13 protein-coding genes are annotated in these 14,667 nt (G+C 67.1%); all 13 read left to right on the forward strand.

Annotation, left to right across the window (positions count from 1 at the left end; genetic code table 11):
- Window positions 1-115: 115 nt before the first annotated feature.
- Window positions 116-1,513, forward strand: coding sequence for a UDP-N-acetylmuramate--L-alanine ligase (murC, locus tag FPZ11_RS01700; RefSeq protein ID WP_146317837.1), 1,398 nt, complete (start codon window positions 116-118; stop codon window positions 1,511-1,513).
- A 3-nt stretch (window positions 1,514-1,516) separates the two neighbouring features.
- Window positions 1,517-2,593 (forward strand): cell division protein FtsQ/DivIB, encoded by a 1,077-nt coding sequence (locus tag FPZ11_RS01705; RefSeq protein ID WP_146317840.1) that lies wholly within the window; start codon window positions 1,517-1,519, stop codon window positions 2,591-2,593.
- Window positions 2,594-2,775: 182 nt separating this feature from the next.
- Complete coding sequence (ftsZ, locus tag FPZ11_RS01710; protein ID WP_146317842.1) at window positions 2,776-3,954, forward strand: cell division protein FtsZ; 1,179 nt, start codon at window positions 2,776-2,778, stop codon at window positions 3,952-3,954.
- 2 nt (window positions 3,955-3,956) lie between these two features.
- Window positions 3,957-4,640, forward strand: a complete 684-nt coding sequence (locus tag FPZ11_RS01715) for a YggS family pyridoxal phosphate-dependent enzyme (protein ID WP_146317844.1) — start codon at window positions 3,957-3,959, stop codon at window positions 4,638-4,640.
- Window positions 4,641-4,706: 66 nt separating this feature from the next.
- The gene (locus FPZ11_RS01720) at window positions 4,707-5,180 is read left to right on the forward strand and encodes a cell division protein SepF (RefSeq protein WP_146317846.1); all 474 of its coding nucleotides are present in this window, start codon (window positions 4,707-4,709) and stop codon (window positions 5,178-5,180) included.
- A 42-nt stretch (window positions 5,181-5,222) separates the two neighbouring features.
- Entirely contained in the window at window positions 5,223-5,522 is a 300-nt protein-coding gene (locus FPZ11_RS01725; protein WP_146317848.1) for a YggT family protein, read from the forward strand.
- A 100-nt stretch (window positions 5,523-5,622) separates the two neighbouring features.
- Complete coding sequence (locus FPZ11_RS01730; RefSeq protein WP_146317850.1) at window positions 5,623-6,315, forward strand: DivIVA domain-containing protein; 693 nt, start codon at window positions 5,623-5,625, stop codon at window positions 6,313-6,315.
- On the forward strand, window positions 6,305-7,012 hold the full coding sequence (gene lspA, locus FPZ11_RS01735; RefSeq protein WP_246846477.1) for a signal peptidase II: 708 nt from the start codon (window positions 6,305-6,307) through the stop codon (window positions 7,010-7,012). Before FPZ11_RS01730 ends, lspA begins: the two co-directional genes overlap by 11 nt.
- Entirely contained in the window at window positions 6,966-7,937 is a 972-nt protein-coding gene (locus FPZ11_RS01740; protein ID WP_146322628.1) for an RluA family pseudouridine synthase, read from the forward strand. The genes lspA and FPZ11_RS01740 overlap by 47 nt, the downstream gene beginning before the upstream one ends.
- 163 nt (window positions 7,938-8,100) lie before the next feature.
- Complete coding sequence (gene dnaE, locus FPZ11_RS01745; RefSeq protein ID WP_246846627.1) at window positions 8,101-11,583, forward strand: DNA polymerase III subunit alpha; 3,483 nt, start codon at window positions 8,101-8,103, stop codon at window positions 11,581-11,583.
- Window positions 11,584-11,650: 67 nt separating this feature from the next.
- On the forward strand, window positions 11,651-12,973 hold the full coding sequence (gene hisD / locus FPZ11_RS01750; RefSeq protein ID WP_146317854.1) for a histidinol dehydrogenase: 1,323 nt from the start codon (window positions 11,651-11,653) through the stop codon (window positions 12,971-12,973).
- A gap of 12 nt (window positions 12,974-12,985) precedes the next feature.
- Window positions 12,986-13,456, forward strand: a complete 471-nt coding sequence (gene nrdR, locus FPZ11_RS01755; protein ID WP_146317856.1) for a transcriptional regulator NrdR — start codon at window positions 12,986-12,988, stop codon at window positions 13,454-13,456.
- Between the two features lie 172 nt (window positions 13,457-13,628).
- Window positions 13,629-14,663, forward strand: coding sequence for a quinone-dependent dihydroorotate dehydrogenase (locus tag FPZ11_RS01760; RefSeq protein WP_146317858.1), 1,035 nt, complete (start codon window positions 13,629-13,631; stop codon window positions 14,661-14,663).
- The last annotated feature ends 4 nt before the right edge of the window (window positions 14,664-14,667 follow it).

The raw sequence follows: 14,667 nt of genomic DNA on the forward strand, positions 1-14,667 counted from the left end.
GGGGTCGAGCGGGTCGCACCACGGGGCGGGTCGCCCGACCGGCATACTGGAGACACGCCGCAACGGATGCCCATCGCCCGTTCCGCAGACCGCACAGACAGGACACCCCCGCACCGTGATCAAGCCCGATCTCACCATGACGCTTCCCGACACCATCGGGCGCGCGCACTTCGTGGGGATCGGCGGATCCGGCATGAGCGGCATCGCCCGCCTCTTCCTGCAGGCAGGCGTCCTCGTCACCGGCTCCGATCGGGTGGAGAACGGTTACACGCAGGCGTTGCGCGAGCTCGGCGCCGAGATCCACATCGGTCACGAGGCGTCCAACGTGGGCGACGCGGACACCCTCGTGGTGACCGGAGCCCTGTGGCAGGACAACCCGGAGTATCAGTACGCGCTCGCCCATGACATCCCGGTTCTGCACCGCTCTCAGGCGCTCGCGTGGCTCACGCGGGGCGAACGCCTCGTCGCGGTGGCCGGGGCGCACGGCAAGTCGGGCACGACAGGCATGCTCGCGACAGCGCTCGTCGAGCTCGGCGCCGACCCCAGCTTCGTCAACGGCGCCGTGATCGAGGGACTCGAGACCAACGCTCGCAGGGGAGAGTCCGACCTCTTCGTCATCGAGGCCGACGAGTCCGACGGATCCTTCCTGTTGTACGACACGGCCGTCGCCCTCATCCTGAACATCGACGACGACCACCTCGACCACTATGGCTCGTACGACGCCGTGGAGGATGCCTTCGTCACGTTCGCAGACAAGGCACGCGAGCTCGTGGTGATCTCCGCTGACGACAACGGCGCCCGTGCTGTTCTGCCGCGTATCTCGCACCAGCACGTCGTGACGTTCGGCCAGTCCGAGACTGCGGACGTGAGAGTGACAGGCATCAGCACCGTCGGTCCGGTGGGCTTCACGCTGCGCTGGCGGGGACGGGAATTCCCGGTCCAGCTGACGCTTCCTGGCCGGCACCATGCGCACAATGCCGCAGGCGCCTTCGCCGTGCTCGTCCACCTCGGCATCGACCCCGACCGAGCGGCGGTGGCGCTCCAGTCGTACGGCGGCACCCACCGGCGATTCGAGCTGCACGGCACGGTCGGAGGCGTGAGCGTCTACGACGACTACGCCCACCATCCCGCCGAGGTGCGCGCCGTGCTGGAGGCCGCGCGCTCCGTGGTCGGCGACGGACGGATCATCGCCGTGCACCAGCCGCACACGTACAGCCGCACGCAGCGTCTGGCGAAGGAGTTCGCCGACACGCTGGAGAGCTACGCGGACGAGACAGTGGTGCTCGACGTGTTCGGCGCACGCGAAGACCCCGTTCCCGGCGTGACGGGTGCTCTGGTGTCGGAGAGCTTCCACGATGCGTCCAAGGTGGCGTTCATCGCGGACTGGCAGGAGGCGTCCGACTACACCGCGAAGATCGCGCGCGACGGCGATTTCGTCATCACCCTCGGCTGCGGAGACGTGTATCGCATCGTCCCGCAGCTCCTGGAGTCGCTACGCAGGGCGGACGGGTGACGCGTGAAGCGTCCTCAGGGGGTCGACACCGCGACGGCACGTCGCGCGATGCAGGGCGGCGCTCGCACGCGGCAGGCGGTGCCGGCGAAGGACGGCGGCGAGAGCAGGCCGTCGGCGGGCGATCCGCCGCGGAGCGCGGCACGGCGCGCTGAGCCGGAGGCGGTGACGGCGCCCATTCCCGTCAGCACCGCGTCGACTCGGCAACCGCAGTCCGGTCCTACGCCGAAGAGCCGTCGTCGTCCGGACACGGCGACGGACCCGGCAGCTCAGCCGACGTCACCGAGAGCGACCGTCGTCGATGAGCCGGCCGCGCCGTCACCCGTCGTCACGCCGAAGTCTGCCGCCAGGCGACGCAAGCGCTACGAACGTGCGGAGCTCAAGAGGTTCACCCGTGCGTCACGACGCAGGCGCATGGCGTGGCTGATCGGCATCGGATCCGTCGTGATCGTTCTGCTCGGCGCTGTGTTGGTGTCGATCTCCCCGTTGATGGCGCTGCGCACCATCGACGTCGTCGGGGCGCAGCGGGTGGATGCCGCAGCGGTGCGTCAGGCGCTCGGCGGCCAGGTGGGAACACCGTTGCCGCTGCTCGACTACTCGAAGATCCACGACGAGCTGGGCAAGTTCGCGCTCATCCGCAGCTACAGCACGGAGGCAGACCCGCCGGGAACGCTCGTCGTGCGCATCGTGGAGCGCACGCCGCTGGCTCTCCTCAAGGCCTCCGACGGATTCCAACTCGTCGACCAGGCGGGCGTGGTGATGCAGACGACTCCGGGGCGTCCGGGCGGCTACCCGCTCATCTCCTTTCCGGATGGCGCATCGAAGAGCACGCGACAGTCGGAGTTCGCCGCGTCGGCAGCCGTGCTCGCAGCCCTTCCCGACGGGATGCTCGCGACGGTCGCGACGGCCAGCGCGACAGGGGAAGAAGACGTCACGCTCAAGCTCTCGTCCGGTGTCACCGTGGTGTGGGGCGGTCCCGACGATGCCGAACTCAAGTCCACGGTGCTCGGCGACCTCGTCAAGGGTGCACCGCACGCATCCCTCTACGACGTGTCTGCCCCGAACAGCCCTGTCACCCGCTGAACAGCGTGATCCGACGCCTTCGGCGCGTCGGTTGCACGGATGTCGGTGCTCGGTGCGGCGACACGCGGACCGCCTGCACGCCGGGGGAGCGGTGCGCGCTTTAACGTCGGGCGTAGTAAATGCATACCGAACATAACTTTAAGCTTCGACTTGAAGTTGAAGGTTGCCAGCGGAGGCCTCTCGTGACTATGAACCAGAACTACCTCGCCGCGATCAAGGTCGTCGGCATCGGCGGTGGCGGCGTGAACGCCGTCAACCGCATGATCGAGCTCGGCCTGCGCGGTGTCGAGTTCATCGCCGTGAACACGGATGCCCAGGCGCTGCTGATGAGCGACGCCGACGTCAAACTCGACGTCGGCCGCGAGATCACTCGCGGTCTCGGCGCGGGTGCGGACCCCGAGGTCGGCAGACGAGCCGCCGAAGACCACGCCGAGGAGATCGAGGAGGCGCTCACCGGCGCCGACATGGTGTTCGTCACGGCGGGGGAGGGTGGTGGAACCGGCACGGGTGGCGCCCCGGTCGTCGCACGCATCGCCAAGTCCATCGGCGCGCTCACCATCGGTGTGGTCACCAAGCCCTTCGGCTTCGAGGGCAAGCGTCGCGCCGAGCAGGCGGAGGCCGGCGTCGCGCGGCTGAAAGAAGAGGTCGACACCCTCATCGTGGTGCCGAACGACCGACTGCTCGAGATCAGCGACCGCGGCATCAGCATGCTGGAGGCGTTCGCCACCGCCGACCAGGTGCTCCTCGCCGGTGTTCAGGGCATCACCGACCTCATCACGACTCCCGGTCTGATCAACCTCGACTTCGCCGACGTGAAGTCGGTCATGCAGAGTGCGGGATCCGCGCTCATGGGCATCGGCTCCTCCCGGGGCGCCGACCGCGCGATCAAGGCCGCGGAGCTGGCCGTCGCCTCCCCGCTCCTCGAGGCGAGCATCGAAGGCGCGCGCGGCGTGCTGCTCTCCATCCAGGGCGGATCGAATCTCGGCATCTTCGAGATCAACGACGCTGCCCGACTGGTGCAAGAGGCCGTGCATCCGGAGGCGAACATCATCTTCGGTGCGGTCATCGACGACACGCTCGGCGACGAGGTGCGTGTGACGGTCATCGCGGCCGGGTTCGATGGCGGAGAGCCGCACACGAAGCAGACGGATGCCAGGCGTTCGACCTTCGTCGCCTCCTCCGGCGCCCAGAGCGCGGAGACCTCGGGCACGGAGCTCACCGACACGCAGGCCCTCGAGCAGGAGGACATCCCGGCCCAGGGCAGCTGGTCAGAAGCGGACTCGAAGCTCGTCGAGGCCGCGGCGAGCGACCCGTCGTTCGATGACGACGACGTTCTGGACGTGCCCGACTTCTTGAAGTGAGGATGCCGATCGAGACCGAAGGCCTCGCGGACCGCCTCGAGCGCGTGCGGCATCGGGTGGCCGATGCCGCACGCGCGGCCGGACGTGACCCGAGCGAGATCACGACGATCGTGGTGACCAAATTCCACCCCGCGTCGCTCGTTCGAGAACTCGCAACCCTCGGCGTCCGGGATGTCGGCGAGAACCGTGCGCAGGAGGCGGCGGGCAAGGCCGCAGAGCTCACCGATCTCGACGTGCGCTGGCACTTCATCGGACAGCTGCAGACGAACAAGGCCAAGGCGGTGAGGCACTTCGCCTCGGCCGTGCACTCGGTGGACCGCCCCGGCCTCGTCGCGGCGCTCGACGGAGGCGATCGGGTTCTGGACTGCTTCCTCCAGCTGGCGCTCACGGACGACCCTGGCCGTGGCGGCGTGCCGATACCCGAGCTGCCGGCATTGGCGGAGCGCGTGCTGGCTGCCCCAGGGCTGCGCCTGCGCGGTGTGATGGCGGTGGCGCCGCTCGGCGTCGAACCTCGAAGGGCGTTCGCCACGGTGCGCGAGGCATCCGAGTCCCTGCGCGCCCTGGCGCCGGATGCCACGGACATCTCCGCCGGCATGTCGGGAGATTTCGGCGACGCGATCGCCGAAGGCGCGACACACCTTCGGATCGGCACCGCAATCACTGGAAAGCGGCCCGAGCATGCTTAGCCTGGCTGTGGAAAGCGCCGACGACCGGCGAGACCGCAAGACCTCGAGCAGCACCCGGAGGATCCCATGGCTAACCCGCTCAAGAAGACGATGGCCTACCTCGGCCTCGTCGAAGACGAGCTCGAGTACGACGAAGAACCGGTCGCCCCTGCGCATCCGGCACCTGTCGCGCCGGTGCAGCACTCTGCTCCGGCCAAGGCGCCCGTCACACCCTTGCGCAAGCCGACCCCAGCACGGAATGTGACGGTGCAAGAAGTGAACGAGATCCTTACGGTCCACCCCAGGCAGTACAGCGACGCGAAGATGATCGCCGAGTCGTTCCGGGAAGGAATCCCGGTGATCCTCAATCTCTCGCAGATGAGCGAGTCGGATGCCCAACGCATGATCGACTTCTCCAGCGGGCTCACGCAGGGCCTGCGCGGCAAGATCGAGAAAGTGACGAGCAAGGTGTTCCTGCTCTCGCCGGAGCACGTGATGGTCTCCGGGTCGTCGTCGTCCTCCGGCAGCGAGGTCGAGGCGTCCTTCTTCGCCGGCGCCTGAGGCTTCAGCCAGGCCGCAGGCGCTGTCCCTCATACTTGATCTGTGCAGCTCGCCGTCTCGATCGTCGCGACCGTCGCGTATTACATCTTCTTGTTGTTCCTCGTGGTCCTCTGGGCCCGGTTCGTCCTCGACCTGGTGCGCACCTTCGCCAGAGGATGGCGCCCACGCGGCTTCGGCCTCGTGCTCGCCGAGGCGGCGTTCACCGTCACCGATCCGCCCATCAAGTTCTTCCGCAGGCTCCTGCCTCCGCTGTCGCTCGGTCCGGTCGCGCTCGACTTCGGCTGGACACTCACGATGTTCGTGTGCATCATCGGCATGTATATTTCGTCGTCGTTCATCTGATGTCGCGCATCCCGCGGCGGATGGCATCGTCACAGCCGACTTTGCTAGCGTTAGCTGAACGTGATCCCGTGTTCGAATCAAGCTCTAAGGGTGGTAGGCCATGGCGCTAACTCCGGAAGATGTCGTCAACAAGCGGTTCCAACCGACCAAATTCCGTGAGGGCTACGACCAGGACGAGGTTGACGACTTCCTCGACGAGGTCGTGGTCGAACTCCGCCGACTCGGTCAGGAGAACGACGAGCTGAAGCAGCGACTCGTCTCCTCCGAGGCGCGCATCTCCGAACTCCAGCGCAACGCCTCCGTCGAGCAGACGCAGGCCATCGCAGCGCCCGCTCCGGCACCCGTCGTGGCCCCGGTCGTCGCAGCCCCGGTCGTCTCGGCCGTCGATGACACGGAGAGCACCAACAACCTGCTGCAGCTGGCCCGTCGCCTGCACGAGGAGCACGTGCGCGAGGGCGTCGAGAAGCGCGACGCACTGATCGCCGAGGGCCATGCCACGGCAGCGCGCGTCGTCGCCGAGGCCGAGGCCAAGCAGCGTGCCCAGATCTCCGCCCTCGAGACCGAGCGCTCGGCGATCGAGCACCAGATCGAAGACCTGCGCAACTTCGAGCGCGACTACCGGGCGAAGCTGAAGAGCTACATCGAGGGTCAGCTTCGTGACCTCGACAGCGCGGGTGTCGGCACGAACGGCTTCAAGCCGGTGGGCGGCCAGCAGGTCGGCCAGTTCGCCGCAGTGGCCGCCGGCGACGCGGATCGCCAGACGCCTCCGACGTTCCAGAGCTTTGGCGGCTGAGCCAGCGAGCAAGGTCAGCGTTCGCGCGATCGTTCTGCTCGTCTCCGTCGCGGTCGTCGTTCTGGTCATCGACCAGCTCGCCAAATGGTGGGTGGTCAACAACCTCGACTTCCGCGTGCCGAAGAACATCATCGGCAACCTGCTCATCTTCGAATACGACCGCAATTCGGGTGCAGCCTTCTCCATCGGGGCCGGCTCGACCTGGATCTTCTCGATCATCGCGGTCTCGGTGCTCGTGTTCGTGATCTGGTACGCCCGTCGGATCCGTTCCGCCGTGTGGGCGGTGGTCTTCGGACTGGTGCTCGGGGGCCTGCTGGGAAATCTGTCCGACCGCCTGTTCCGCCCGCCGGGGTTCGGCGTCGGCGAGGTCGTCGACTTCCTGCGCATCCCCTTGCTTCCGGCCATCTTCAACCTCGCCGACACGGCGATCGTGACGGCGATGGCGCTCTTCCTGGTGCTCACCGTCATGGGTGTGGGGCTGGACGGCAAGCGAGGCCAAGCCAAGGTTTCATCGACCACGGCCCAGGGGGACGACATCGAGGCACCCGTCGCGGATGAAGCATCGGATGAGGCTGCCGCGGCCGACGAAGGTCGGGAGGAGGCCGGTGGCGAGACGGAGCCGCACGACGGCGAGCCGCGGAACGGCGAGCATGCTCGTGTCGCCGACACCGGGCATCCGGTCGACGGCCGTGCCTGAGCCCTCCGACCACCGGAGCCTCCCCGTGCCCGATGGGCTGGACGGCACGCGGGTCGATGCCGGTGTGGCCAAGCTGCTCGGGTTCTCAAGGAGCTTCGCCGCCGAGGTCGCCGCTGCCGGTGGCATCTGCCTCGATGGCCGCGTGCTCGACAAGTCCGACCGCCTGAGCGCCGGCGCCTGGCTGGAGGTCGCGTGGACGCCGAAGGCGCCCGTCGAGATCGTGCCCGTCGAGGTGCCGGAGCTCGGCATCGTCTACGACGACGACGACATCGTGGTGGTGGACAAGCCGGCCGGTGTCGCAGCCCACCCGTCGATCGGCTGGGAAGGTCCTACGGTCTTGGGTGCTCTCGCCGGTGCGGGCTTTCGCATCTCGACATCCGGAGCGGCGGAGCGTGCCGGCATCGTGCATCGGCTCGACGCGGGCACGAGCGGTCTGATGGTGGTCGCCAAGAGCGAGCACGCCTACACGGCGCTGAAACGGGCGTTCCACGACCGTGAGGTCGAGAAGATCTATCACGCGGTCGTGCAGGGGCATCCCGATCCGCTTGCCGGCACGATCGACGCGCCGATCGGCAGACATCCGCGGGCCGACTGGAAGTTCGCCATCACGGCGTCGGGCAAGCCGTCGGTCACGCACTACGAGACCATCGAGGCGTTCCCCGCGGCCAGCTTGCTGGAGATCCACCTGGAGACGGGCAGAACGCATCAGATCCGCGTGCACATGGCCGCCCAGCGGCATCCCTGCATCGGGGACTCCATGTACGGCGCCGACCCCACGTTGTCGTCCCGCGTCGGTCTGACGCGCCAGTGGCTGCACGCCAGGCAGCTCGCGTTCGCGCATCCCGCCGACGGGCGCTGGGTGACGTTCACGTCGAGCTATCCAGACGACCTGCAGCACGCTCTCGACGTTCTCCGCGACGTCTGAGCGGGCGCCGGCGACGGGCATCCCGATCGGAGTTCGGAACGCCGAGGAAGCGCCCGACCCGGCGTGCCTCTGGAACTAGGCTGGTGACTCCAGACGACCGGGAGGACTTGACGACGTGGCGACTGATTCCTTCGTCCACCTGCACGTGCACAGCGAGTATTCGATGCTCGACGGGGCGGCGAAGATCGGTCCGCTGATGGAGGCCGCCGTCGGTTACGGCATGCCGGCGATCGCCGTGACCGATCACGGCAACATGTTCGCCGCGTTCGAGTTCTGGCGTGCCGCCACAGCGGCGGGCATCAAGCCCATCATCGGCACGGAGGCGTACCTCACCCCCGGCACGCACCGCAGCGACAGAACCCGGGTCCGCTGGGGAAATGGCGGCGAAGACGATGTGTCGGGCAGCGGTGCGTACACGCACATGACCATGCTCGCCCAGACGACAGAAGGCATGCACAACCTCTTCAAGATGTCGTCGTTGGCGTCGATCGAGGGCTACTACTTCAAGCCGCGCATGGATCGCGAACTGTTGGAGAAGTACGCGAAGGGCATCATCGCCACGACGGGATGCCCGAGCGGCGAGGTGCAGACCCGCCTGCGTCTCGGACAGTACGACGAGGCGGTCAAGGCGGCGGCGGACTACCGCGACATCTTCGGCAAAGACAACTTCTTCGTCGAGCTCATGGAGCACGGCCTAGGACTCGAGTCCCGGGTGCGCAAAGACCTGTTGCGCCTCGCCAAGGACCTCGACCTGCGTCTCGTCGCCACCAACGACCTGCACTACACGCACGCCGAAGACGCCAAGTCGCACGCCGCGCTGCTGTGCGTGCAGTCGGGGTCGACGCTGAACGACCCGAAGCGGTTCCAGCTGGAGCCCGAGGGCGAGTACTACCTGAAGTCGCCGCAGGAGATGCGCGACCTCTTCAGGGAGCTGCCGGAGGCGTGCGACAACACGCTGGAGATCGCCGAGCGCTGCCAGATCGATTTCGAGCTCTCCACCGGCAAGTACATGCCGAAGTTCCCTGTCCCCGAAGGGGAGAGCGAAGAGAGCTGGTTCATCAAAGAGGTCAACACGGGCCTCGAGAAGCGCTACCCGGACGGTGTCCCGGAGAAGGTGCGGGCGCAGGCCGACTACGAGATCGGGATCATCACCCAGATGGGGTTCCCCGGCTACTTCCTCGTGGTCGCGGACTTCATCAACTGGTCGAAGAACAACGGCATCAGGGTCGGGCCAGGTCGTGGGTCGGGTGCGGGCTCGATGGCGGCGTACGCCATGCGCATCACCGATCTCGACCCGCTCGAGCACGGTCTCATCTTCGAGCGCTTCCTCAACCCTGATCGTGTCTCGATGCCCGACTTCGACGTCGATTTCGACGACCGCAGGCGTCTCGAGGCGGTCAAGTATGTGACCGAGAAGTACGGCGCGGAGCGGGTGTCCCAGATCGTCACCTACGGAACCATCAAGGCGAAGCAGGCGCTCAAGGACGCGGGCCGTGTGCTCGGCTTCCCGTTCTCGATGGGGGAGAAGCTCACCAAGGCGATGCCGCCCGCGGTGATGGGCAAGGACATCCCGCTCTACCAGGTCTTCGACAAGGACAGCCCCCGCTACAAGGAGGCCGTGGAGCTGCGCGCGGTCGTCGAGGCCGACCCCGAGGCGAAGACCGTGTTCGACACGGCGCTCGGGCTCGAGGGACTGAAGCGGCAATGGGGTGTCCACGCCGCAGGCGTGATCATGTCGTCGGACCCGATCGACGGCGTCATCCCGATCATGAAGCGCGAGCAGGACGGCCAGATCGTCACCCAGTTCGACTATCCGGCGGCCGAGTCGCTCGGCCTCATCAAGATGGACTTCCTCGGGCTGCGCAACCTGACGATCATCAGTGACGCGCTCGACAACATCAAGGCGAACCAAGGCTTCGAGCTCGACCTCGAGGGGCTGCCACTCGACGACCGAGATGCCTACGACCTGCTCACCCGTGGAGACACTCTCGGCGTGTTCCAGCTCGACGGTGGTCCGATGCGCGCCCTGCTGCGCCAGATGAAGCCCGACAACTTCGAGGACATCTCCGCACTCATCGCGCTGTACCGACCGGGACCGATGGGCGCGAACTCGCACATCAACTACGCGCTGCGCAAGAACGGGCTGCAGCCCATCACACCCATCCATCCCGAGCTCGAAGAGCCGCTGCAAGACATCCTCAACACCAGCTACGGCCTGATCATCTATCAGGAGCAGGTCATGGCGATCGCGCAGAAGGTGGCGGGATTCTCGCTCGGCCAGGCAGACATCCTGCGCCGTGCCATGGGCAAGAAGAAGAAATCGGAGCTCGACAAGCAGCAGGCCGGATTCTTCGGCGGCATGCAGGAGCGCGGCTATTCGCAGGCCGCCATCGACAAGCTCTGGGAGATTTTGCTCCCGTTCTCGGATTACGCGTTCAACAAAGCGCACTCCGCGGCCTACGGCGTCGTCTCGTACTGGACCGCGTACCTCAAGGCCCACTATCCCGCCGAGTACATGGCGGCGCTGCTCACGAGCGTCGGCGACTCCAAAGACAAGATGGCGCTGTACCTCAACGAGTGTCGCCGCATGGGAATCCGGGTGCTGCCGCCTGATGTGAACGAGTCGATCGGCTTCTTCGCGGCGGTCGGCGACGACGTGCGGTTCGGCCTCGGGGCGGTGCGCAACGTGGGCGGCAACGTCGTCGACGGCATCCGCCACGCACGCGACGAGAAGGGGCGCTTCGAGTCGTTCCACGATTACCTCAAGAAGGTGCCGCTGCACGTGGCGAACAAGCGCACCACCGAGTCGCTCATCAAGGCCGGAGCGTTCGACTCGTTCGGCGCAGCGCGCCGCGCCCTGCTGGAGATCCACGAGGCGGCTGTGGAATCGGTCGTCAACGACAAACGGGTCGAGGCGACGGGGCAGGCGGGTTTTGACTTCGACATGCTGCTCGCCGATGCTCCGGACACGGCGCCGGTGTCGCTCGTGCCGGATCGCCCCGAATGGGACAAGCGACAGAAGCTCGCCTTCGAACGCGAGATGCTCGGTCTCTACGTGTCCGACCACCCGTTGGCGGGCCTTGAGCTGGAGCTCGCGAAACAGGCGAGCACGTCGATCGCCGACCTGATGGCCTCGGAGAGCACCCAGGACGGCGACACCGTGACGATCGCCGGACTCGTGACGGGCGTACAGCACAGGGTGGCGAAGCAGTCCGGCAATCAATACGGCATGATCACGGTCGAGGATTTCGGTGGTGAGATCACCGTCATGTTCATGGGCAAGGCCTACCAGGAGTTCGGTCCGGCGTTGACAGCCGATTCGATCGTCGTGGTGCGGGGCCGGGTCAGCATGCGCGACGACGGCATGAACCTGCACGCCTACAGCCTCTTCACCCCCGACCTGGGCGCCGCTACCGAGGGGCCCTCCGGCCCTCTGGTCATCACCATGCCGGATCAGCGCGCGACGACCGATGTCGTGCAGAGCCTCGGCGACATGCTGATCAGACACGCGGGCGAGGGCGAGGTGCGGTTGAAGCTGGTCAAGGGGTCGACGGCGCGCGTCTTCGAGCTGCCTTATCGGGTGTCGGTATCGCCGGATCTGTACGGCGAGCTCAAGGGTCTGCTCGGGCCCGCCTGTCTGGTCTGAATCCGCACTGACACGTACGAAGACACAGCTTTTGTGCGAGCAGATCGCCGAACCCTAGGCTTGGCGAATGCGAACCATCGACCTCAGAGGACGCTCGCTCGACGACCGAGCACTGCGCTTGGCCGTGCCCCGACCGGTGATCGACATCAGCAGGGCGTCGGATTCCGCGGCGAGCCTCATCGCCGAGGTGCGCGACCGAGGTCTGGCGGCTCTGCTCGAGCAGGCCGAACGGTTCGACGGGGCTCGTCCGACGCAGGTTCGCGTCGCTCCCGAGCACATCGCGGCGGCGGTCGACTCGTTGTCCGTCGAGGTGAGAGATGCGCTCGAGCGCTCGATCCAGCGGGTGCGTGCCGCCAGCTCCGCGCAGGTGCCGCCGCCCGCAATCACGACGCTCGGCGACGGTGCCGTGGTCGAGCAACGCTGGGAACCCGTGAACAGGGCCGGCCTCTACGTTCCGGGCGGCAAGGCGCCGCTCGCGTCGAGCGTGGTCATGAACGCCATCCCTGCCCTCGTCGCCGGCGTTCCGTCCGTGGCACTCGCCAGCCCCGCCCAGCGCGAGCACGAAGGGGGAGTGCACCCGACCATCCTGGGTGCGGCGGGACTCGTCGGCATCGACGAGGTCTATGCGATCGGTGGCGCAGGCGCCATCGCGGCACTGGCGTACGGGGTCCCCGAACTCGGACTCGAGCCCGTCGACGTCATCACCGGCCCAGGCAACATCTACGTCGCCGCGGCGAAGCGGCTGGTGCGGGGGATCGTCGGGATCGATTCGGAAGCGGGCACGACCGAGATCCTCGTGATCGCCGACGAGAGCGCCGATCCGCGCTTGATCGCCGCCGATCTGCTGAGCCAGGCGGAACACGACGAGGCGGCGGCATCGCTGCTCGTCACCGACTCGGAGGAACTCATCGTCGCCGTGCAGCGTGAGCTCGACGTGTTGGTGGCGGCGACGCGCAACGGTGGTCGGGCGGCGACCGCGCTCGACGGACCGCAGTCGGCGTTCATCCTGGTGGATGACGAGGCGACGGCGATCCGAGTCAGCGACGCGTACGCGCCGGAGCATCTCGAGCTGCAGACGGCCGACCCGGAGCGCACGCTCGCGGGCATCCACAACGCCGGAGCCATCTTCATGGGGCCGTCCTCGCCCGTGAGCCTCGGCGATTACCTGGCCGGCTCGAACCACGTGCTGCCCACCGGGGGAGCCGCGCGCTATTCGGCAGGGCTCGGGGCGGCGACGTTCCTCCGCTCGCAGCAGATCATCCGCTATGACGAGCGCGGCCTCGCCGACGTCTCCACCGCTGTCGTCGCACTGGCGAACGCCGAGCAGCTGCCCGCCCACGGTGAGGCGGTGGCCGCTCGCGGCGCAGCATCCCTTCGTCCGATTGACTAGCCTGAGGCCACCATGTTCTGTCCGTTCTGTCGCCACCCCGACTCTCGGGTCATCGACTCGCGCACGTCGGACGACGGCCTCTCCATTCGCCGTAGACGGCAGTGCCCGGAGTGCGGTCGTCGATTCTCCACCATCGAGACCGCCAGCCTCAATGTGATCAAGCGCAGCGGCGTCGTCGAGCCGTTCAGCCGCGAAAAGATCATGTCTGGTGTGCGCAAGGCATGTCAGGGCAGGCCCGTGACCGACTCCGATCTCGCGGTGCTTGCACAGAAGGTGGAGGAATCGGTGCGGGCGACGGGTGTATCCCAGATCGACGCGAACGAGATCGGCCTCGCGGTGCTGCCGCCGCTGCGCGAGCTCGATGAGGTGGCCTATCTTCGTTTCGCCAGCGTGTACCAGGCGTTCGACTCTCTCGAGGACTTCGAGGATGCCATCACCACGCTGCGAGACGAACACAGCACGCGAGGCGGCGTGGCCGAGTAGCGGTTCGTTGCTGCACGGGTCACGGCTCGATAGGGTCAGAGAACCGAGCTTGCTCGCTTCTCTGACCCTCAATCGCATATATCGCTGCTGCGCAGCTCATCTGCTCAATCGGCTTGGCAAAGCGAGCGAGCTCGCTTTGCCAAGCCTCAATCGCAGATAGGGTGGCACAGGCATGTATCGCATCCTGTTCAACCTCGTCTTCCGTCGCATGGACCCAGAGCGGGCCCACCACCTCGCGTTCCTGGCGATCCGCATGATCCCGATGCTCGGCCTTCGGCGGCTGGTCCGGCGGTTCACTCAGCCGCGGCGTGACACATCGGTCACGACCCTCGGCCTGAGATTTCCGACCCCGTTCGGTGTCGCGGCGGGCTTCGACAAGAATGCGACAGCCATCCTCGGGCTCGGCTCTCTCGGATTCGGGCACGTCGAGGTCGGAACGGTCACGGCCATCCCGCAGCCCGGAAATCCGCGCCCCAGGTTGTTCCGACTCATCCCCGATCGCGCCATCGTCAATCGCATGGGGTTCAACAACGAGGGTGCCACCGCGGCGGCGGCCAGGGTCGCCAAGGTTCGTCGAGTGCGGGGTCGTCCCATCGTCGGCATCAACATCGGCAAGTCACGGGTCGTCGACGTGGCGGATGCCGTCGCCGACTACCGGACGTCGGCGCGGGCCGCGGCGCCCGTCGCCGACTATCTCGTGGTGAACGTCAGCTCCCCGAACACGCCTGGCCTGCGCGATCTGCAGGCCTTGGAGTCCCTGCGCCCTCTTCTCTCCGCAGTGCGAGAAGAAGTGGGAGCCAAGCCGCTCCTCGTCAAGATCGCCCCCGACCTGGCCGACGACGACATCGTCACGATCGCCGACCTCGTCATCGAGCTCGGGCTCGACGGCATCATCGCGACCAACACGACCATCTCGCGCGAGGGACTGTTCACCGATCAGCAGACCGTCACGGCAGCCGGCGCCGGAGGCCTCTCGGGAGCGCCGCTGGCCGCTCGATCGCTCGACGTGCTCCGCTTGTTGCGCGCACACGTGCCGCCCGAGCTCTGCGTCATCTCGGTCGGCGGCGTCGAGACCGCGCAAGACGTGCGCGATCGGTTGGATGCCGGCGCCACCCTCGTGCAGGGCTACACGGCGTTCATCTACCGAGGGCCGTTCTGGGCGCGCGCCATCAACAGAGGGCTCGACCGCCTGCCCGCGTCCGTCTGACACC

It is taken from the genome of Humibacter ginsenosidimutans, from assembly GCF_007859675.1.
In the GTDB taxonomy this organism is placed as follows: Bacteria; Actinomycetota; Actinomycetes; order Actinomycetales; family Microbacteriaceae; genus Humibacter; species Humibacter ginsenosidimutans.

Bases quoted from the DNA above. Each gene is read 5' to 3' on its own strand.
- FPZ11_RS01760 (WP_146317858.1), top strand. From the start codon at position 13,629: ATGTATCGCATCCTGTTCAACCTCGTCTTCCGTCGCATGGACCCAGAG.
- hisD (WP_146317854.1), top strand. From the start codon at position 11,651: ATGCGAACCATCGACCTCAGAGGACGCTCGCTCGACGACCGAGCACTG.
- dnaE (WP_246846627.1), top strand. From the start codon at position 8,101: ATGCTCGACGGGGCGGCGAAGATCGGTCCGCTGATGGAGGCCGCCGTC.
- nrdR (WP_146317856.1), top strand. From the start codon at position 12,986: ATGTTCTGTCCGTTCTGTCGCCACCCCGACTCTCGGGTCATCGACTCG.
- FPZ11_RS01720 (WP_146317846.1), top strand. From the start codon at position 4,707: ATGGCTAACCCGCTCAAGAAGACGATGGCCTACCTCGGCCTCGTCGAA.
- FPZ11_RS01730 (WP_146317850.1), top strand. From the start codon at position 5,623: ATGGCGCTAACTCCGGAAGATGTCGTCAACAAGCGGTTCCAACCGACC.
- FPZ11_RS01715 (WP_146317844.1), top strand. From the start codon at position 3,957: ATGCCGATCGAGACCGAAGGCCTCGCGGACCGCCTCGAGCGCGTGCGG.
- FPZ11_RS01740 (WP_146322628.1), top strand. From the start codon at position 6,966: ATGCTCGTGTCGCCGACACCGGGCATCCGGTCGACGGCCGTGCCTGAG.